17 protein-coding genes are annotated in these 19153 nt (G+C 45.0%); 9 read left to right on the top strand and 8 right to left on the bottom strand.

Annotated features, from left to right (window positions below; translation table 11 throughout):
- Positions 1–131: 131 nt before the first annotated feature.
- Both AZI87_RS16430 and AZI87_RS16425 read right to left on the bottom strand, forming a co-directional pair.
- A complete protein-coding gene (locus tag AZI87_RS16430; protein ID WP_063209256.1) occupies positions 132–566 on the bottom strand; it encodes a YeeE/YedE family protein in 435 nt (144 codons plus the stop codon).
- A complete protein-coding gene (locus AZI87_RS16425; protein ID WP_063209254.1) occupies positions 567–983 on the bottom strand; it encodes a YeeE/YedE family protein in 417 nt (138 codons plus the stop codon). It lies immediately after the preceding gene.
- A 90-nt stretch (positions 984–1073) separates the two neighbouring features.
- On the opposite strand from AZI87_RS16425, the gene AZI87_RS16420 reads away from it, so the two are divergent.
- Positions 1074–1937, top strand: coding sequence for an MBL fold metallo-hydrolase (locus AZI87_RS16420; RefSeq protein WP_063209252.1), 864 nt, complete (start codon positions 1074–1076; stop codon positions 1935–1937).
- An 83-nt stretch (positions 1938–2020) separates the two neighbouring features.
- On the opposite strand, the gene dnaK is transcribed toward AZI87_RS16420, so the two are convergent.
- Positions 2021–3934, bottom strand: coding sequence for a molecular chaperone DnaK (gene dnaK / locus AZI87_RS16415; RefSeq protein WP_063209250.1), 1914 nt, complete (start codon positions 3932–3934; stop codon positions 2021–2023).
- 369 nt (positions 3935–4303) lie between these two features.
- On the opposite strand from dnaK, the gene AZI87_RS16410 reads away from it, so the two are divergent.
- The 5 genes from AZI87_RS16410 to AZI87_RS16390 all read left to right on the top strand — a co-directional run bounded on the left by AZI87_RS16410 (position 4304) and on the right by AZI87_RS16390 (position 8285).
- A complete protein-coding gene (locus tag AZI87_RS16410) occupies positions 4304–4516 on the top strand; it encodes a hypothetical protein (RefSeq protein WP_063209248.1) in 213 nt (70 codons plus the stop codon).
- Between the two features lie 168 nt (positions 4517–4684).
- Positions 4685–5374 carry a guanitoxin biosynthesis heme-dependent pre-guanitoxin N-hydroxylase GntA gene (gene gntA, locus AZI87_RS16405; protein WP_063209246.1) on the top strand — a complete coding sequence of 230 codons (690 nt, stop codon included), beginning with the start codon at positions 4685–4687 and terminating at the stop codon, positions 5372–5374.
- Positions 5367–5990, top strand: a complete 624-nt coding sequence (locus AZI87_RS16400) for a DUF1989 domain-containing protein (RefSeq protein WP_253696941.1) — start codon at positions 5367–5369, stop codon at positions 5988–5990. The genes gntA and AZI87_RS16400 overlap by 8 nt, the downstream gene beginning before the upstream one ends.
- A 136-nt stretch (positions 5991–6126) precedes the next feature.
- Entirely contained in the window at positions 6127–7362 is a 1236-nt protein-coding gene (locus tag AZI87_RS16395) for a ferritin-like domain-containing protein (RefSeq protein WP_063209244.1), read from the top strand.
- On the top strand, positions 7359–8285 hold the full coding sequence (locus tag AZI87_RS16390) for an ACP S-malonyltransferase (protein ID WP_063209242.1): 927 nt from the start codon (positions 7359–7361) through the stop codon (positions 8283–8285). Before AZI87_RS16395 ends, AZI87_RS16390 begins: the two co-directional genes overlap by 4 nt.
- 9 nt (positions 8286–8294) lie before the next feature.
- Here AZI87_RS16390 and AZI87_RS16385 read toward each other — a convergent pair whose 3' ends face one another.
- The 5 genes from AZI87_RS16385 to AZI87_RS18380 all read right to left on the bottom strand — a co-directional run bounded on the left by AZI87_RS16385 (position 8295) and on the right by AZI87_RS18380 (position 15241).
- A complete protein-coding gene (locus AZI87_RS16385; protein WP_063209240.1) occupies positions 8295–8711 on the bottom strand; it encodes a hypothetical protein in 417 nt (138 codons plus the stop codon).
- Complete coding sequence (locus tag AZI87_RS16380) at positions 8696–12586, bottom strand: RHS repeat domain-containing protein (protein ID WP_063209238.1); 3891 nt, start codon at positions 12584–12586, stop codon at positions 8696–8698. Before AZI87_RS16380 ends, AZI87_RS16385 begins: the two co-directional genes overlap by 16 nt.
- Positions 12587–12687: 101 nt before the next feature.
- Positions 12688–13806 carry a molecular chaperone DnaJ gene (gene dnaJ, locus AZI87_RS16375; RefSeq protein WP_063209236.1) on the bottom strand — a complete coding sequence of 373 codons (1119 nt, stop codon included), beginning with the start codon at positions 13804–13806 and terminating at the stop codon, positions 12688–12690.
- 133 nt (positions 13807–13939) lie between these two features.
- Positions 13940–14626 carry a hypothetical protein gene (locus AZI87_RS16370; RefSeq protein WP_253696940.1) on the bottom strand — a complete coding sequence of 229 codons (687 nt, stop codon included), beginning with the start codon at positions 14624–14626 and terminating at the stop codon, positions 13940–13942.
- A gap of 3 nt (positions 14627–14629) precedes the next feature.
- Entirely contained in the window at positions 14630–15241 is a 612-nt protein-coding gene (locus AZI87_RS18380) for a type IV pilin protein (RefSeq protein WP_063209234.1), read from the bottom strand.
- Between the two features lie 216 nt (positions 15242–15457).
- Between AZI87_RS18380 and clpS the strand changes: the two genes are divergently transcribed.
- The 3 genes from clpS (at position 15458) to htpX (ending at position 19098) form a co-directional block, all read left to right on the top strand.
- On the top strand, positions 15458–15811 hold the full coding sequence (clpS, locus tag AZI87_RS16360) for an ATP-dependent Clp protease adapter ClpS (RefSeq protein WP_253720845.1): 354 nt from the start codon (positions 15458–15460) through the stop codon (positions 15809–15811).
- Positions 15808–18135 carry an ATP-dependent Clp protease ATP-binding subunit ClpA gene (gene clpA / locus AZI87_RS16355; protein WP_063209232.1) on the top strand — a complete coding sequence of 776 codons (2328 nt, stop codon included), beginning with the start codon at positions 15808–15810 and terminating at the stop codon, positions 18133–18135. Before clpS ends, clpA begins: the two co-directional genes overlap by 4 nt.
- Positions 18136–18201: 66 nt before the next feature.
- Positions 18202–19098, top strand: a complete 897-nt coding sequence (gene htpX, locus AZI87_RS16350) for a protease HtpX (protein ID WP_063209230.1) — start codon at positions 18202–18204, stop codon at positions 19096–19098.
- Positions 19099–19153: the final 55 nt, after the last annotated feature.

Genomic DNA, 19153 nt, shown 5'->3' with positions numbered 1-19153 from the left:
CACCTCAGGCTTATATTTCATCGTAAACCTTCAAGCAGTGAGGTCAAATTTATAATTACAAAAAGTTGCTGCGCAAAAATTCTTGGACTCAGAACTTCGGCGCGCAAATCAAAATTTACATCGGTGCAATTCTATTTCGAGAAAGACTTTTTAAACAACTGATGAGCAAACATTCCTGCTATCATGGCCCCGACAAAGTAAACAGCCTGTAGGGATCCAGAACCGACAGAGGTCAGCGCCGGACCAGGACAGTAACCGGCAAGGCCCCACCCCACACCAAAGAGCGCGCTTCCAATAACAAGCTCTTTTGAGATCTTTGTTGCCGTTGGCACATGCCACTCTGAATCCAGAAGTGGAGACTTTCTTTTCCGAGCCAAATAATAAGTAATAGCGTGTACTGGAATGGCTCCCAGCATGACGAAGATTAAAGTCGGATCCCAGTTTTCATCCCAAGTCAAAAATCCCAACACCTTGCTAGGCTGAGTCATTCCCGAGATGGAAAGACCTAAGGCAAAAGTAAAACCAACAACGAAGGAAGCGACGGCTTGAAGATATTTGTGCTTCATTTAAACTCCCCCGAAATGTTTTAAACCCGTAGCGACAAGAATTCCTGCAAGCATAAACGTCACAGTCGCGACTAAAGAACGCAGCGACAATCGTGAAAGTCCACAGATGCCATGCCCACTGGTACAGCCACTTCCCATCACAGTACCGAATCCCACAAGAAAGCCCGCAATTAACACTGAAGGCAGTGGCGTTTCAGGAACTGTGAAAAAGGCCGGATTGATCATTGCCATCACGAACCCGCCAAGCCAAAGCCCGATGATAAAGACGCCTCGCCACAGTCTTCCTTCTTGTGCGGTCAAAAAACTATTTGTGATCCCGCTAATCCCGGTCACACGACCGTTAAAGACCAGCATGATAGAGACGGCCAGTCCAATCAAAGCGCCCCCACCCAGGGCATAGGCGATAGTTTCAGTCATTGTCGGATCCCCTGCTTAAAGTTCTTCACTATCAGATCATCCTAAGGATATTCTTGCAAAGATATCTTTTGCACAAATATCGAGGACCACATGGCTTTGCAAATTCAACATTTTTTTGACCCAGGGACTTTCACGCTCACCTACGTAGCATTTGATGCGACGACTTTGGATGCAGTGGTTATTGATCCTGTGTGGGATTTTGATCAGGCATCGGGAAAACTGACCACTAAAGCCATGGAACCTGTGGTGAAGTTTTTAAAGGAAAAAAACTTAAAGCCGCACTTTGTGTTAGAGACGCATGCTCATGCGGATCATCTTTCAAGCTCTCAACTTTTTAAAAATTTCTTTCCGGGAATCAAGGTTGCTATCAGTGAGAAAATCACTGAAGTGCAAAAAACTTTTAAGACACTCTTCAACCTGACAGATGTAAATACCGAAGGGAAAGATTTTGATTTATTGCTTAAAGATGGACAGGTCTTTGAGGCCGGATCATTAAAAATAAAAACTTTGGCGACACCGGGTCACACGCCTGCGTGCGTTTCTTATTTGATTGAGGATGCTTTATTCTCGGGTGATGCGATGTTTATGCCGGATTCAGGGACGGGTCGCTGTGATTTCCCGAATGGAAGTGCTCATAACTTATATAATTCCATCACTCAGAAAATTTATACGTTGCCTGATTCGACTCGAATTTTTGTAGGCCATGATTATCAACCCCAAGGCCGCGAATTACGCTTTCAAACCAGCGTTGCAGAACAAAAAGAAAAGAACATTCAACTTGCAGGCCATGTCAGCGAAAAAGACTTTGTGCAGTTCCGCACTCAAAGAGATTCGACTTTAGCAGCGCCGAAGCTTTTGATTCCAAGCCTTCAGGTAAACATTCGTGCGGGTCACTTGCCCCCTGCGGAATCCAATGGTGTCAGCTACGTAAAAACGCCGCTTCTTCCTCAGTAGATTTAAAAGCTTGAATTTTAAAATAAAAAAGGCCTGCTCTTTCGAACAGGCCTTTAAAGTTTTTATGTTAGATACGCCTAGGATTAGTTGACGTCTTTGTAGTCAGCGTCGATCACGTCGTCGCCGTTTTTCTCTTCAGCTTTGGCTTCGCCGCCGCTTTGATCACCCGAAGAACCGTCAGCACCTGGTTGCGCTCCTTGCTTTTTATAAAGCTCAGAAGTCATTTTGTGAGTCACAGCTTGAAGTTTTTCAAACTGAGCTTTGAGCTCGCTCACTTCCGCACCTTTGTTCTCTAGAACCTTTTTCGCTTCTGCGATCGCGTCGTTAGCCGCTTTCACTTCGCTTTCAGGCAATTGAGAACCAGAATCCTTGATCAACTTCTCAGTTTGGTAAACCAAGTTGTCCAAGTTGTTTCTTTGAGTTGCTGCTTCTGCTTTACGTTTATCTTCTTCAGCATGACCTTCAGCATCGTTCACTGCACGCTTGATCTCGTCTTCAGAAAGACCGGATTGCGCCGTGATCTTGATCTGTTGAGTCTTACCAGAAGACATATCTTTCGCACTTACGTGCAAGATACCGTTGGCGTCGATATCAAAAGTCACCTCTACTTGAGGAACTCCACGTGGAGCTGGTGGAATACCAACTAGCTCAAAGCGGCCCAAAGTTTTGTTATCTGTCGCCATCTTACGCTCACCTTGAAGAACATGGATGTCTACGGCTGGCTGATTGTCAGCGGCCGTCGAGAACACCTGAGATTTCTTCGTAGGGATCGCTGAGTTTCTTTCGATAAGTGTCGTCATAACGCCACCCAAAGTCTCGATACCAAGGCTGAGTGGAGTTACGTCTAGAAGAAGAACGTCTTTCACGTCACCAGCAAGAACGCCCCCTTGTACCGCAGCACCCACTGCAACCACTTCGTCAGGGTTCACAGTGCGGTTTGGTTCTTTACCGAAGAACTCTTTCACCGCTTTTTGGATAGATGGGATACGAGTCGATCCACCCACCAAAACAACTTCGTCGATCTCGGAAGCTTTCATGCCTGCATCAGCCAAAGCTTTACGGCAAGGCTCCATAGAGCGTTTTACTAGATCTTCTGTCATTTGATCGAATTTTGCGCGAGTCAAACGAGTTTGCAAATGTTTAGGACCTGATTGGTCTGCCGTGATGAACGGAAGATTGATTTCAGTTTCCTGCGCAGAAGAAAGTTCGATTTTTGCTTTCTCTGCCGCTTCTTTCAAACGTTGCAAAGCCATTTTGTCGTTCTTAAGATCGATCGCCTGATCTTTTTTGAATTCAGAGATCAACCATTCCAAGATTACGGTGTCAAAGTTATCGCCACCCAAATGAGTGTCCCCATTAGTAGCGCGAACTTCCACAACTCCATCGCCAACCTCCAAGATAGAAATATCGAATGTACCACCACCGAAGTCGTAGATAGCGATTTTTTCGTCTTTCTTTCTTTCCATGCCGTACGCAAGAGCGGCGGCCGTCGGTTCGTTGATGATACGTTTGATTTCAAGACCTGCGATGCGACCAGCATCTTTCGTTGCCTGTCTTTGCGCATCGTTAAAGTAAGCTGGAACTGTCACTACAGCTTCAGTTACCGGTTCACCAAGATAGTCTTCAGCCACTTTTTTCAATTTAGCTAGAACTGCGGCACCGATTTCCTCTGGGGAAACCTGTTTACCTTGAACTTTGAAAGCACAGTCGTTGCCTTTAGCAACCACAGTGTAAGGAACAAGTTTGATTTCCTCTTGAATCTCTTCAAATCTGCGACCGATGAAACGTTTTGCAGAATAGATTGTGTTTTCAGGATTCGTCACCGCTTGACGTTTAGCAATTTGACCTACCAAACGATCGCCGTCCTTAGTGTAAGCGACAACTGAAGGAGTAGTACGAGCGCCCTCTTCATTCACAAGCACTTTAGGCTCGCCGCCCTCCATGATCGCGACGCATGAGTTCGTCGTTCCTAAGTCGATACCAATAATTTTACCCATACTAATTCTCCTTAAATATTAACTGCTTATAGCTCTTTAAATGTGGGTCGGACTTCCTATTCGTCAAGCTCGTCATCTTACTTTTTTATGACATTTTTTTAACGAATAATTTCAATATCTTACGGATATTTAACTCGTGTTATGGAGCAGCGACGTGCATTATGGGCTCTTCGCTCCTCTCTTAAAAAAACAGGAAACGAAGCCCCTCAAGGCCTCGGCGCAAACCCTTCAACGCCGGGGCCTCAATTTCTGCCTGATTTTGCAGCACCCGGATTAAAGAATTTAAATGCCATATTCATAAGATTTTTACCTCATTCGGTTACCCTACTTCTATCGATCAATCAAACTCTTATGATAGGAGCCCAGCTTATGACACACTTCAGTTTCAAGATGGCAGCGGTTCTGGTTTCGTCGCTGCTTATGTTTGGATTGGCCCAAGCCGAGATTCGCGCGGAAAAGCGCGAGGCCGAGCAGGATGAACAGCTCAGTGATGACAACGGCAAATCAACGCAAACCCATCCAGAGAGCCCTGAGTTTGAGTCCATCAAGAAACGTGTGAAGTCTTCAGCGCAAAAAGAATAACAATTTAAATTGCAAAACAATCGATAACTCCAAGTTGAAAATTAAAATCGGAAAAGAATGGCTCTTTTGATTGCCGATCGTGCGAAGTAAATTTCCCGTCCGCAATCAGTGGTAAAACACATGAGTGTCGCCGTTGTAGCACCTAGTCCTTTCGACTAATCATAGTCCATGGACATTTCTCAGGTTGAATCTGACATTCATAATTTGATCTCTCAGAAAAATTATCCCTGTATTGCTGCGGTTCAAGCTCTTTTCAAAAAAGAACTGATCTTCGACACGTACTCAAGCTTTGGCAGCGGTGAGAGCGCTCGAACCTTGGCGGCGAACTTGATCGCATTTAAAGAAAAACAGCGATCTCAAAAAATTCAGAACCTCACTTACTTCGCGATTTTTCCGCAGGATTCAGTCAACAGCGAAGAAGAATTTGAAATGAAACTTTGGAATGAGCTTTCGGCGATGTGGAATCATCCCAATATCGCCGGCAATTGGGATCCGACATTCAGTGACAATCCGGAAGACAAGAATTTCTGTTTTAGTTTAGACGGCAGCGCATACTTTGTTGTAGGACTGCATCCATTAAGCAGCCGTCTTTCGCGTCGCCTTCCTTATCCCGCTTTGGTTTTTAACTTGTACAGTCAATTTCACGAACTTCAAGAGCAAGGCCTTTATCAGCCGATGATCAAGTTAAACCGTCAGCGCGATGAGCGTTTTCAAGGCTCCGTCAACCCGATGGCAGAACTTCATAACGACGTGTGGGAAGCAATTCAGTTTTCCGGTCGTGCGAACTCTTCGGATTGGAAGTGTCCTTTCACGAAAGGACTTGTGGGATTAGCGAAAAAGGCGTTGTCGCGTGTCTGATACTTTAGAACAAACTTATTGTGTGATGCCTGCACAAACAGGAGCAGCCTTTCTTTTACGTAAAGGGGAACTTTTGCGTGTTATGACTCCGCATGATTTTCAAGTGTCGGATCTTTTTTGCTTTAATGCTCGCGATCTTTGGGAAAGTCTTTCGGCAGGTCGCTCTATCGATTGGGCCGATACAATTTATCTGACTTCGGGGCATCATCTTTATTCCAATCGTAGCAATGTGATGCTGACGATCTTAGAAGACAGCTGTGGTCGCCATGATTTTTTAATGACTCCTTGTAGTCTTCGGATGTTTCAGATTATCGCGGGCAACGAGGACTATCATCCGAGCTGTCATGAAAACCTGGCAAGGAACCTTGCGGAATTTGGAATTCATGAAGATCAGATTTCAACGACGTTCAATATTTTTATGAATGTCACTGTGGATGAAAAAGGACGAGTGAAAATTGAAATACCCGTCGCAAAAACCGGTGACTTCGTGTTATTTCGAGCGGAAATGGATTTGGTTGTGGGACTCACCGCATGTTCGCACGAGGGGACGAATCATGGAACGTGCAAACCGGTCTGGTATCGCAAAGAAAGTGATGGAACGAAGTCAGAAATTTAATTTATGTCGTCCTTAATATCTTGAACGTATTTTAACAGGCTTCGCTCTTTAGAATTGTTAAAATTGTATGGGCGTATAAGTATCCCACTTCATGCGAACATCAATAGAACAACTGTATAATTCAATTCATAAGTTAATGTCTTTAGTCTGCCAGGATCCTCGCTTGGAATCGGCGCTCTTAACGGCGTTAGGTCACATGGAGGATTTAGCGGCAAAACAAATTCTGGGAAATGTGTCGGCTTCGACTCCTCCCCAATTTATTTCAGAAATTAAAGCTCATGCCGAAGATGAACTTCGGCATCGCGATGCCTTATGGGCGGTCCGGCCTTTTCCTGAAGCCGGTAATTCACGCGAACGAGAATTGCGTTTGGAGTTGCAAAACATCGCGGAAAGTTTCACTGTCGGCTATTTCGGAAACCCCATCTTGATTCAAGCAAAGTCGCGCTTCAATGCTTACGTGCATGGGGCTTTGACGATCGAGCAGTTCCCATTTCAGATATATTCTTGTTTTATCAAGGCGACGCCTTCGGAAACCATCCGCTCCATTTTAACTTCCGTATTGGCTGACGAAAAAAATCATATTCAGCTCGGAAAGAAGATGATGGAGACTTTGCCCCAAGCTGAGAAGCTCTGCTTAAATCAACTTCTGACGATCGAAAAAGAGATGTGCCATAAAATGGTATTACGTATGACCGATGTGATTTCTGCTTATGTCAATGTCGGCGTACGCAAAGAGAGCGTCACCGCCAGTGAAAAGCTGGGTCATGTGCTAAGTGCGGATTCTGCAGCGACTTCGTTATGGATTTACGCCTTAGGTGATAGCGAGGAACTTGCGGCAAATCATATGCAAGAAATCTTTAGGCGCCGTGGTCTTCCATTACCGGCTGATATGGTTGAACACGTGGGTGATGAAAAAAGGCACGCGCAGCTTTTAAGACAAACCGTTTTACTGCGACGTCGCAAGCTCTTGCAGCAAGCAAAGTACAAAGTTCTTGAAGTGCGCATGCGTAAGGCCACGGAAAGATATCTGGTGACCTACTTTAGTCATGTGATGAAAAAGTTTTCTGATCCCGATGAAATCTATCTTTTTGGGGCCTTGGGGCTTGAGATGCGGGTCTTTAAACACTATGCGCAGTTAAGTGAGACCACGCATTCCGTGGATGTTGCCTTTATCTTAGACGAAATTCTAAGAGACGAAGCCGAGCATACGCAGATGGTGCATTTGCGCCTAAAAGACCGTGGATTCATTAAGCCCGAGGTCTTAAAGTGGATCCGCCAAACCGAAGAGCTCTGTTTTGAAAGGGCTGCTTCGCAAGTTTTAGGCGGCCTGTATGCCGCTCGCTCTTGGAAGCATGAGGCGGAGCTCGTATGAAGCAGGCTTATATTTTTCCAGGGCTCAACGCCTTACTTCGCCGCACGGATCGGCTTCGCTATTTAGGACGTCCTCGCGTAAAAAAATATCTGCATCACGCCGAAGAAATCATCGGCGACCATTTTCATCAACGCATGTCTTTTTTAGATTTTTTAGAAGGCAGCGTGGAGGATATTTATTCTATTCAGAACATCAGTGTTGCGGCCGTTGCGATTTGCAGTATTCAAACTGCCGTGGCCGAAGAGCTCGCGGAAAAAGAGGGGCCACCCGATTTCGTGATGGGTTGCTCATTAGGAGACCTCGCGCGCGCGGTATTTGCACAGGCCTACAGCTTTGAAGATGCGGTGGTGAACCATATCAAGTTCACTCAGAAAATTGACGGTATTGACAAGATCGGACGGAATATTGGCGTTCTTGCTCCGAAGAGTCAGGTTTTTACGGATGAAGACTATCAATGGTTCTCGGATATTGCCGTGGACGTGTCATGTTTGACTCCCCGATTCCTGAATATTGGCGGTCGTTTTCAAGAGTTGGAAAAAGTGGAAGAGCGCGCCAAGGACAAGTCATGGAATACGATGAAGATCTTAGAGTATCCCGCGCACTCACGTTACATTCTGCCTTATGTGGAATGCGTGCGAGAGGATTTTCATTCTGTGAAGGTTCGTCGACCTTCGATTCCGATGTATTCAAGCTTTAGTGCCACGCCGATTTCTGATCCGGTTGCGATTCGCGAAGAGTTTCTTTTGAGTATTTGCAAACCGATTCACTGGAACCAAGCGGTGCAGGCGATTTGTAGGAATGATGGTGTTACGAGGTTTGTGAATATTGGACCGTGTAAGAGCTTGAGTGGGTTGATGCGGGATATTCCGGTGGAGGTGGACATCCAAGTTGAAGACGCTTGTCGGCTTTACGATAGCTTTTAATAGCGAACTTTAGTCGACAGATGGGAAAATGTGTCCGAGAAAAAGATAAACACTGAAAATAATCAAGATGAAATAAACAATGAACCACGCGCGAGACGTTTTATTTTTCTTCAACTTGTATATTTCTTTGGGAACGACGATAAACCACTGAAAATAGCCAAATATAATCGCCAGCAAATAAGTAAAAAGAGTAAGTGAAAAATCGTAGAGGCCTCCAAAGCCCAAAGATTCTTTTGCGATAAAACTCAGCGCAAATGATACACCGAAATAAACTGCAATTCCGGATGGCAACGTTAGAAGCCAAATCAGATAGCTGGCAACAACACTCGAATCCCCTTGCGCCAGCAATCCAAAAATGGCAACACCCACACTAAGCGTCAACCAGACCGCTTTTATAATATTGAATGAACTTAATTTCGATTGCATTGCGCCGAACACCTCTCGACTGTGTCACTGACCCATTTTTGGCAGTTTGCACCACCTACGTTTATCACGCTATATTGAGGTCGAGAACCACCAATAGCATCTGCAACACATTGATCCATACAGCCTTGACGATGTTTGGGCCCTTCTTTACATTTCACTCCAGTGCTGCCTGGCGCAGGATCATTCGAATCCACTCCTGCGCTGCTTATCGCGTTTCCACTACGCGTTTGTCCTCCACAGACGCCATTAGCACATAAATATTGATGATATACCGGACCAAATTCGCTACTGAACCCGCCCAACGGGGTCGTACATATTTCGTATAGTCCACTAGGATCTATGGAGTTAACAGGATCCTGAGCAACGTAGCCAAATACGTTTGAGTCACCTGCTAAGAATAAAATGGGATCCTTACTCAACCATCTGCCTATACTAGGATCATAGTCTCTCGCTCCGAATCGAATGAGATGAGTATCTTCATCATAGAGCCCCCCAGCAAACTTGAACGGAATTGCACCAGAATTGGTGTCACTCAATACTCTTCCGAACTCATCGTAGGTAACTTTCTGAAGCACAGAACCATCTGAAACTTTTACGACAAGACGAGGTGAACCTAAGCTGTCGGATACAATTCTGTAAGAAGAACCTGACATTACCATGTAGTCGGGAACATTAGATTTTGATGCGTATACAAACCGTTTCTGTAGATTTCCCGCGCCATCAAGCTCGGCAGCAACCCGAAGTTGATCCATGTACACCCATCGCTTTATAAGCGTGGAATTAACCTTCTTTGCAACTCTTCTAAATAAGCCATCGTAGTAATAAGATATGACGTCACTATTCGGTAGCGTCACGGTTTTTGTATTTCCAAATGAGTCGTATGTGAAAGTAGTAGTTTCTCCCGTCAAAGTATTGGTTTTGGAAATCATTTCGCCGTTGGTGTTATGTACATAAGTAAAGACATTATAAGACGTGATACGATCTTGAGCATCGTAACTAGCCGTGATCGTCTGCGAACCAACATTTCCGGAAACTCGATTATTATTCGTGTCGTATCCATAAGTAGACTGAATAATGGAATTCTTCTTTACCTCTATAAGTCGACCGACACTGTCGTAATCGTACTCAAAAGTTTGTGATACTCCGTCCAACGTTTCTGTTTTAGATGAGACTCGACCTAGATCGTCTCTCGTTAACGTATATGAATATAAGCTAGTTCCGCCATATTGTGCATCATATGCCGTCAGCTCACCAAAAGAACTATATCCCAGAGTGTCGGTAACAATATTGGGGGAAGCTCCAATAGATGTTCCAGAAAGATATCCGTTCGGTGTCGAATAGTTCAATGTCAATGAACCTGCGGTTTCTAACTTTCGATCCGCATTATGTGTATAATAAACTTTTTCTTGAGTCCCACCCAAGTAAATCTCGTCGGAATAAAGTTGATCCCCTTTTCTATAAGTAGGTATGTATCCGATAGAAACATAGGAGCCGCCTATCGAATCGTCACTCCAAACTGAAGCTGGCTTCGTCCCATTATAAGAGATCGAAACATTTTGACCGTTTGGAACACTAATGGAGCTAGGGAGTCCAGTCGTACTATCAATCGAGATACCGTATGTACCCTCGCTAGTCACGTAGGATTGCAATCGTCCATTTGAAGAACTGTAGTTAAGATTTACCGTAACTCCAGATGGCTTCACAATTTGTGTCAGTTGCTTATCATTATTATAGGTATAGGTTGTATCGACATTCGTCACTCCTGACAATACTGGAGGATTGTATGATGATGGCATTTCGTTCAGATTGATATTAAAATAGTGTGGACTTCGACCGGGGGGAGTTATCGATGACACTCTTCCATTAAGATCATAGCCAAAAACAACAACTCGACTGTCAGCCAAAACTTGCGACGTCACTCTTCCCGCGCTGTCATAAATGAAGCCTGTACTTTCATTGAGGGCGTTGGTCACTGACGAAATATAACCGTCGGTATTATAGGCAAGCTGTGTTACTCGCCCCCCTTGGGTTACTGAACTTAATTTTTCGTTCGTATACGCAAACAGGATACTTTCTTGAGTACCCGCTTTAATTAGGGTAGGTCGCTCGTAAGAATCAATTTCGAAATAATGGCTGTTGCCAGACTGAGTCGTACTTGTAAAACGCTTAGTGATAGGATCATAATTTGTTGTCACCGTAGATGCAATAGACGAGTCAAACACATGGGTCGAAGAATAATTAGAGATTGAAAAAGGGTCTGCAGGATTCGAAAGTGAAATGTTGTAACTTCTGTCGAGCCTCTTAGTGCCGCCATTCTGATACGTTTTCTCGAGTGACTCCAAGCGATTCGCAGTCCCTCCAAAACGTGCATCGCGCGAGGAAGTAGTATATTGTCGAACTCCTCTGTCAACAATTGTCTCTTCTGCAGTTGTTGCGGTTGACGAATATTTATACTCCTCAGAACCGCCAGCAGGACGTAATACAATGCGATTTACCTCCTTACCATCTCCTGATCCGTAGGTACGAACCGCTCGCCCCATAGAAGACACCACTCTGATGTCAATGGGATAAGCCGGTGTCAGGCTCTTTACAAGGTCAAAAAAATATCCACCTGAATGCGTATCTTTGATGAGATTCCCTTTTAAATCATACGAAAAGGTATTTATTTGGCCACCGGGCTTTTGAAATGAAATCAATAAGCCAGCAGTATTGTTAATGAGATTGTAGACCTCACTGTTTGGATTCGTTACGGAAGAAATAAAGCCATTTGAATCTAGATTGATGGCGGTGACAATACCATTAGGAGCCGTGATCGAAGTCAACTCACCTAAGAGATTTCTGTTGAATGTTGTCGTTTTACCAAAAGGCTCAACGACACTAGTTAATCTTCCCTGACTGTCGTAGTTGAATGCGTACATCGTATAACCTAGGAACCCAGACTTAATTGAGACTTGTCTGCCTGATGAATCGAAAAAATAGACGACGCTGCCATCGATCTCAGCTACGTAATGTAGTGCCCCGAAAGCTTGTGCCACAACATCCCTCACACTGCCGTCGCTAGAATACAGCTTTTGGGTAGAATGACTATATAAGTGATAGTTAGAGGGAAGCCAGCCCCCCAATCCGATCTCATATGCATCGAAATTTCCGAGAGTAAATTCACCTGGATAGGTGACCGAGCCTGAAGGTGAGATCTCAGTTCTATTAATGTTAAACTTCTTTGGTCCAAATACTGGATTTGAACTCAAATCAAGACCATTCCACGTAAATGAGAAAGTCTGGTTGGGAGTGTTGATAAATGTTTGATTTAAAATGGACGTGCTACCATCAAAAACTTCGTAATTAAAAGAGGTAAGATAGTCACGTGGTACGGGCCCAGCAACCTCAGACTCTACAATATAATCTCCAATGCGACCTTTAGATAAGGCTGTTGAGTAATGTAGAGAAAAACTAGCACCAACTAGAGGAATTTTCTCTCCAAGGGTTTGGTTTTCAACGCCGACAATCGAGCCACAAATTTGTTTCGGATTATATTGGTTAGTGGAGGCCTGCTTGACATGTACTTTGGAGTAATTTTCGCAGTCACTAATTCCACCTTTCCCCGACCTAGACGTGAACGTCGTTCCATTCTGGTAGCTAAAAGTAACAAGACATACCATGCTGTAGGCATTAACTGGAGAGCCGGCAATTTTCTCAAAAACTATCCCGTCATACTGCCAGCATGGATCCCCCTGAGGATAACAACCGGATCCAGCGCATTCGCTTTTCGCTTTGGCGATCGCCTTCTGTTTATCTTCTTCACACGAAGATGCTACGGCTGAATTAACTCTAAATCCAATAGATAAAACAACTAAAGATATTAATAATCGGAACACATAAACTCCTTGCCTTAACAAACATTAGTTTATCGGCATCGGAGTCCAAAATATTATATCAATTTTTGTTTACAACTTACAATCTACCAGAAAGTCCCGTACTATTTTTTGCGTCCAAAAAATCCGCCGCCTTCTGGGGAGACTTTCAGCCCGCGGGCTTTGGCGATTTCGCGAAGAAGTTTTTCTTCGTCTTTATTCAGCTTATCTGGAAGTTGCACATTAATGTGGAAGTAGATATCACCGCGACGATTTCCACGCAATGATGGTAGGCCTTCGCCTTGAAGTTTCACTGTATCACCTGGATGAGAGCCTTTTGGAACTTCCACTGTCGCTTTTGACGTAACCGTTGGAACTTCGATTTCTGCGCCAAGAAGCATTTGCACGTACGGAACCGAAAGCTCTGCGACCAAGTCATCACCACGACGCTCGAAGTGATTGTGGGGCTTCACGCGGATTTCTACGTATAAATCTCCTGGAGGGCCGCCCATGTAGCCGCCCTCACCTTCTGTAGCTACACGCAGTCTTGTGCCTGTGTCGACACCGGCTGGGATGTTTAAGCGGATCTTGCGATGTTCAGCGACGCGGCCTTTACCTTTGCAGGACTTACAAGGATTTTTAATTGTGGTTCCTTGCCCCTGACACTGAGGACATGTCGAAGCCATTGCAAAGAAACCTTGCGAGCGCACGACTTGGCCTGAGCCTCCGCACATTGTACATGTCGTAACTTGCGAACCTTTTTCTGCGCCAGAGCCTTTGCAGTCGTCGCAGTTTTTATCGGTATCGAATTCGATTTCTTTTTCTAAACCTGTGATCACATCTTTCAATGTGACTTCAGTGACGTATCTTAAATCAGAACCACGGCGTGGTGAATTTCTGTCGCGGCGTTGGCGTTGTTGTCCACCCATGCCTCCACCGAAGAAGTCTCCGAAAATATCGCCGAAATGAGAGAAGATGTCTTCCACATCGGTGAAGCCAGCTCCACCACCGCCACGGCCTGTGAACGCGTCGTGACCGAAGCGATCGTATTTCGCGCGCTTATCTGGATCACTGAGAACTTCGTAAGCTCCGGCAGCCTCTTTAAATTTATCTTCGGCTTCTTTGTTGCCTGGATTTTTATCAGGATGGAATTGCATCGCCAATTTACGATAAGCTTTTTTAATCGTGTCTTGGTCTGCTTCACGGGCAACGCCTAAAATTTCGTAGTAGTCTCTTTGAGCCATTTTCGTTTTTCGTGTCCTAAATTATTGAATGTGCTGTGCAAATCAAAATATGGTGACGAATGAGGATCCGTCAATGCCTGCTTGAATTTTCTGCGAGAGTTCGGCCTTAAAAAGCCATTGGACGCATTGCTTCTTACTTAGAAGAGGCTTTCATGGAATCGATTTTGTCCTGAAGACGCTTTATCAGCGTGGGATCTTGCTGAGTGTCCTTCATTTCTTGTAGAAGTGCTTCGGCAAGTTCCATGTTACCAGAGTCAGAGTAAAGGCGGCCAGCCAAGGTGAAAACCCAAGGCGGAGCACCGTTTTTACCCGCTTGAATTAATAATTCTGCCGCTCGCTTGTTGTCTTTCACTTCATACAGGTAGTGATAAGCTGCGCGGTAAGAGATGCGCCAATCGTTCGGAAATTCTTTAACACCTTTTTCAAAAATCTTTGTCGCACCGTCAACATCAGTGATGATAACGGTCAATGCTAACGCACCTGCCGCATAGGGAATGCGAAATTTGGGTGCTAGATTCGTGATGGTATCTAGCATGCTGTAAAGCCATGAATTATTTCGACATACATTTTGTGCGATTTGCTGATCACAATAATCGAAATCTTGAACCGCGCGAATCCAAAAAAGATCTGCCATTGCTTCACTATAACCAAACGAAAAATGCTGAAGATTTGGCGGAGGCGCTATCAGTGCGCGTTCCTTTTTTAACGAACTTGCCGCGAAGAACTGGGAAAAGACAATGACCGCTAAAGCAAAAATCCCCAGTAAAATACTGGGGATTTTAAAGTTGAAACCAATAGTCGATTCAACAGCAGTCTTCATTAACTATTGAATACCAATCTGAGTATTACGGATAACTTTTGAGCTGTCGATAGCCCAACGGTCTTCACGAACCGGAGCTGAGGTTTGGATAACAGCTACAGCTCCTGCTTGGAAGTTGTCAACGCGAGTAGTACATCCAGCGGCAACTCCACTCGTACTCACTGTGCAAATACCATCTTCGATTGCTGGAGGTGCAGCTCCTGTTGCACCATTCAACATTGTACATCCACGTAGAAACGCACCCGCAGCTCCGCAATATGCGGTTCCGGGACCACCAGCAGAGTAAAACTCATTGGCAGGAGTCGTACTATAACCATTCGCGATACCAGCCACTGTGCCCGTTGCAGAAAACCCAACATTATAACGAAGCGAACCCTCAGGCGTATAACCAACCGCCGCGAAACGGCTGTCGTACGTGTTATACTCAGAATAAAAAGCTTTCTCAGCCGTATACAATGAAGACAAATTCGTCTTAGCTTCAGACTGACGAGCTTTCGCCATATATTTATTTACAGATGGAACTGCGATTGCAGCGAGGATACCGATGATTGCCACCACAACCATCAACTCAACGAGCGAGAAACCGCGTTGAGAATTCTTAGAAGAGAACAACATTAAGACCTCCATGGTTCTTTAATTCTGCTTACCCACATAAGTGTGTCAAAATTAAATGCTTATTGCAAGTGACTGTCTCGAATCAGACAGCATAAATTGCAATGAGTTTGCATCATCATTTTCAGAGCTAGTCTCGACTAACGAATAGCTTTATTAGGACCCCCGACTTGCCAAGTCTTAAAGAGTGCTCAAATTGAGTCGTGAGGTAGTAGACTTATGAGTATGGGAAACAACGACAATAATAATAACGGCAGTAATTATCCATTCTCGAGTCCGGAGGGAGAGGCTGGCGTCCAGCTTGTCCCAAAACTAGACACTCCGAAGATGTATAAAGTAATTCTTCTTAATGATGATTACACGCCGATGGATTTTGTGGTTCTTGTATTGCGTCGTTTTTTTGCGAAAACAGAGGAGCAAGCGACGCAAATCATGTTAGATGTACATAAGAAGGGTGCAGGTGTCGCCGGGGTCTACTCCTTGGAGATTGCGGAAATGAAGGTGATGCAAGTCAATCAATTCGCGCAACTCAATCAGTATCCCCTAAAAAGTACACTGGAGGAGGAAGCATGATGAGCCGCGAACTTGAGCGGAAGCTCGCCGAAGCAACTGAACTCGCCAAACGCCACCATCACGAATTCGTGACATTAGAACACATCTTGTTGGTGCTAACTGAATCTCCTTTGATGGTTGAGATCCTTGAAGCTTGCGCCGTCAACGTGCAAAAACTTCGTCAGGACTTGCGCGATCATCTGAAATCAGGAATTCCTCAAATCACCGATGACCAGTTGTCATCATACGGCGGATTTGACTCTTGGACTCCGGAGTTCACCCTTGCCTGCCACCGTCTGATTCAACGTGCTGCCATCCAAATGAAAAGTGCTGGCCGCAATCAAATCAGTGAAGGCAGCTTACTTGTTTCTCTTTTTTACGAGCAAGATTCTCACGCCACTTTCGCTCTGGCGCGACAAGGTCTTACTCAATTTGACATCATTAATTATATTTCCCATGGGATCACAAAAGATGGAAAGGAACACGACATTCCTCCTTCTGCGGCTCCCCGTTCAAGCGAATATCAAGGCGAATCTTATGAAGAAGGTCGCAGCTCTCCGCTTGAAAGTTTCTGTGTCAACTTGAACGACAAAGCCAAGCTTGGAAAATTGGATCCATTGATTGGTCGCGAAGACGTGATCGAAAGAACGATTCAAGTTTTGTGTCGTCGTACGAAAAACAATCCTCTGCTTATCGGCGAACCCGGTGTTGGTAAAACGGCCGTGGCCGAGGGACTTGCACAAAAAATCGTGCAAGGAAATGTTCCGGAAAAACTTAAAAACGCTGTGATCTACTCTTTAGATTTAGGTGGATTGCTTGCGGGAACGAAATTCCGTGGGGATTTTGAAGGACGCTTGAAAGCTGTCGTCAAAGACATCGCAAAACGTCCAGGCGCGATTTTATTCATCGACGAAATTCACACGATCGTGGGTGCCGGTGCAACAAGCGGAGGCTCTATGGATGCCTCAAACTTGTTAAAGCCCGCTCTAGCAAGTGGCGATATCAGCTGTATTGGCTCGACCACTCACGTGGAATACCGTCAGTACTTTGAAAAAGATCGTGCGCTAAATAGACGCTTCCAAAAAATTGATATCAACGAACCTTCCAACGAAGATGCTGTTAAAATCCTCCGTGGTCTTCGTAAATCATATGAAGAATTTCATGAGGTCCAATACACAGAAGAAGCTCTGCGTGCGGCGGTCGAGTTATCGCAAAAGCACATTCATGGAAAGCTTCTGCCAGATAAAGCCATCGACGTTTTGGATGAAGCGGGAGCTCACTTCCGCTTAAAATTCGAACACGCTGAAGATGTGAAGATCGATGCACCTGAAGTGGAAGAGACCATCGCGAAGATGACAGGTCTTCCAATCGCAAGTATTTCTTCGAGTGAAAAAACGCAGTTGCGTGATCTTGATAAAAAATTAAAAGCTTTGATCTTCGGTCAAGACGAAGCCATCGATCGCTTGGTCTCAAGTATCAAGTTTTCTCGCAGCGGATTGGGGCGACCTAATAAACCTATTGGCAGCTTCCTTTTCACCGGGCCTACGGGTGTGGGTAAAACCGAAGTGTGCCGTCAACTTGCACAGATTCTAGGTGTTCACTTTGAGCGCTTTGATATGTCTGAGTATATGGAAAAGCATGCGGTTGCTCGCCTAGTCGGTGCGCCTCCGGGATATGTGGGTTATGAAGAAGGCGGTCTTTTAACAGAGGCCGTAACGAAAAATCCTTATGGAGTTTTCTTACTGGATGAGATTGAAAAAGCTCATACCGACGTGACCAACATTCTTTTGCAAGTCATGGATGCCGGTCGCCTCACCGACAGCAATGGACGTGTTGCTGACTTTAAAAACGTTATCCTTGTTATGACTTCAAATGCCGGAGCTTTAGAAACTTCGCGCGGCACGATCGGCATGGTGGAAGAAAATCGCAGTTCACTTTCTATGGATGCCATTAAAAAAGCGTTCTCTCCTGAGTTTATCAATCGTTTGGACGCGGTTGTGTCCTTCCGTGATCTCAGCGAGGACATGGTCACGAAGATCACCCAAAAATTCGTGGACGAATTAAAAATGGTTCTTCTCGAGAAAAAAGTGGAACTGAATGTTTCTCAAGAAGTAATTAAGTGGCTAATGAAAAAAGGCTACGACAAAGTTTACGGTGCCCGTCCTTTAGCGCGTGCCGTGGATGAGCATCTGAAAAAAGCCTTGGTCGACGAATTACTTTTTGGACGCCTGGTCGACGGTGGACGTGTCAATGTGGAACTGGAAAAGGATATTTTGAAGTTCCATTTTAGCACCACCCCTAACGGCACTGGTCAAAAGAATCAAAAACAACCCGTCACGACGTGATGTGATGGCATTGACATTCCTTTTAGAGTTATCATTATTAATGGTGACTCTAGAAGGAGTGCATAAATGGCATTTTTAAAACGTATCGGTTTATTTGTTCTTACAAACGTCCTTGTCATGGTGACGATCGGAATCGTTTGGTCTCTTGTGAGCCGATTCCTTGGTCTTGCAGGTCTTAACTCTTACATCCCATTCTTGATGGCGTTCTGTTTGGTTTGGGGTATGGGCGGCGCCTTCATCTCTTTGCTTATGTCAAAGTGGATGGCGAAAATGTTCCATGGTGTAAAAATCATCGAGCCTAACAACCAAAATCCAGAACTTCGCGCCTTGGTAAATAAAGTCCACGACTTTGCTCGTCGTGCGCAACTTTCCAAAATGCCTGAAGTCGGTATCTACGAATCTGTCGACATCAATGCGTTTGCGACAGGACCATCTAAATCCAACTCTCTAGTTGCGGTTTCTACAGGTCTTTTGCAAAGAATGAACGAGAAAGAACTTGATGGAGTTCTGGCCCACGAAGTGGCGCATATCGCAAACGGAGACATGGTCACAATGACTTTGATCCAAGGTATCGTGAATGCCTTTGCGATGTTCTTCTCACGTATCTTGGCGAACCTGGTCGCTTCCAACGTGGAAGAGCGCTATCGTGAGATCGTTCGCTTTGCGGTGACAATCCTAGGCGACATCGCGTTCACATTGTTGGGATCTATCGTCGTAAATTACTTCTCTCGTCGCCGTGAGTTCCGTGCGGACGCGGGTGGCGCGAAGTATTCTTCTCGCGAAAATATGATTGCGGCTTTGCAAAAGTTGCGTTCAGTTTATGATCTGCCAATTCCTCCAGAGGAAGGTCAGACTGCGACTTTGATGATTTCAAATCGCGACAAAGGTGGAATTGCGAAATTGTTCATGACGCATCCTCCACTAGAAGTGCGTATCCAAGCTCTTCAAACGGGCCGTATCTAAGCGGCGCGTTTTGTTAAATAACCTGATATTTCGTCTGAGTCAGGGTTGTTAAATT

The organism is Bdellovibrio bacteriovorus (assembly GCF_001592745.1).
In the GTDB taxonomy this organism is placed as follows: domain Bacteria; phylum Bdellovibrionota; class Bdellovibrionia; order Bdellovibrionales; family Bdellovibrionaceae; genus Bdellovibrio; species Bdellovibrio bacteriovorus_B.
Note: the sequence above shows the minus strand (reverse complement) of the source record. Positions and strands in the feature narration are given on the sequence as shown.

Excerpts from the sequence above, each read along its gene's own strand:
- AZI87_RS16430 (WP_063209256.1), bottom strand. The coding sequence starts at position 566 with ATGAAGCACAAATATCTTCAAGCCGTCGCTTCCTTCGTTGTTGGTTTT.
- AZI87_RS16425 (WP_063209254.1), bottom strand. The coding sequence starts at position 983 with ATGACTGAAACTATCGCCTATGCCCTGGGTGGGGGCGCTTTGATTGGA.
- AZI87_RS16420 (WP_063209252.1), top strand. The coding sequence starts at position 1,074 with ATGGCTTTGCAAATTCAACATTTTTTTGACCCAGGGACTTTCACGCTC.
- dnaK (WP_063209250.1), bottom strand. The coding sequence starts at position 3,934 with ATGGGTAAAATTATTGGTATCGACTTAGGAACGACGAACTCATGCGTC.
- AZI87_RS16410 (WP_063209248.1), top strand. The coding sequence starts at position 4,304 with ATGACACACTTCAGTTTCAAGATGGCAGCGGTTCTGGTTTCGTCGCTG.
- gntA (WP_063209246.1), top strand. The coding sequence starts at position 4,685 with ATGGACATTTCTCAGGTTGAATCTGACATTCATAATTTGATCTCTCAG.
- AZI87_RS16395 (WP_063209244.1), top strand. The coding sequence starts at position 6,127 with ATGTCTTTAGTCTGCCAGGATCCTCGCTTGGAATCGGCGCTCTTAACG.
- AZI87_RS16390 (WP_063209242.1), top strand. The coding sequence starts at position 7,359 with ATGAAGCAGGCTTATATTTTTCCAGGGCTCAACGCCTTACTTCGCCGC.
- AZI87_RS16385 (WP_063209240.1), bottom strand. The coding sequence starts at position 8,711 with ATGCAATCGAAATTAAGTTCATTCAATATTATAAAAGCGGTCTGGTTG.
- dnaJ (WP_063209236.1), bottom strand. The coding sequence starts at position 13,806 with ATGGCTCAAAGAGACTACTACGAAATTTTAGGCGTTGCCCGTGAAGCA.
- AZI87_RS16370 (WP_253696940.1), bottom strand. The coding sequence starts at position 14,626 with ATGAAGACTGCTGTTGAATCGACTATTGGTTTCAACTTTAAAATCCCC.
- AZI87_RS18380 (WP_063209234.1), bottom strand. The coding sequence starts at position 15,241 with ATGTTGTTCTCTTCTAAGAATTCTCAACGCGGTTTCTCGCTCGTTGAG.
- clpS (WP_253720845.1), top strand. The coding sequence starts at position 15,458 with ATGAGTATGGGAAACAACGACAATAATAATAACGGCAGTAATTATCCA.
- clpA (WP_063209232.1), top strand. The coding sequence starts at position 15,808 with ATGATGAGCCGCGAACTTGAGCGGAAGCTCGCCGAAGCAACTGAACTC.
- htpX (WP_063209230.1), top strand. The coding sequence starts at position 18,202 with ATGGCATTTTTAAAACGTATCGGTTTATTTGTTCTTACAAACGTCCTT.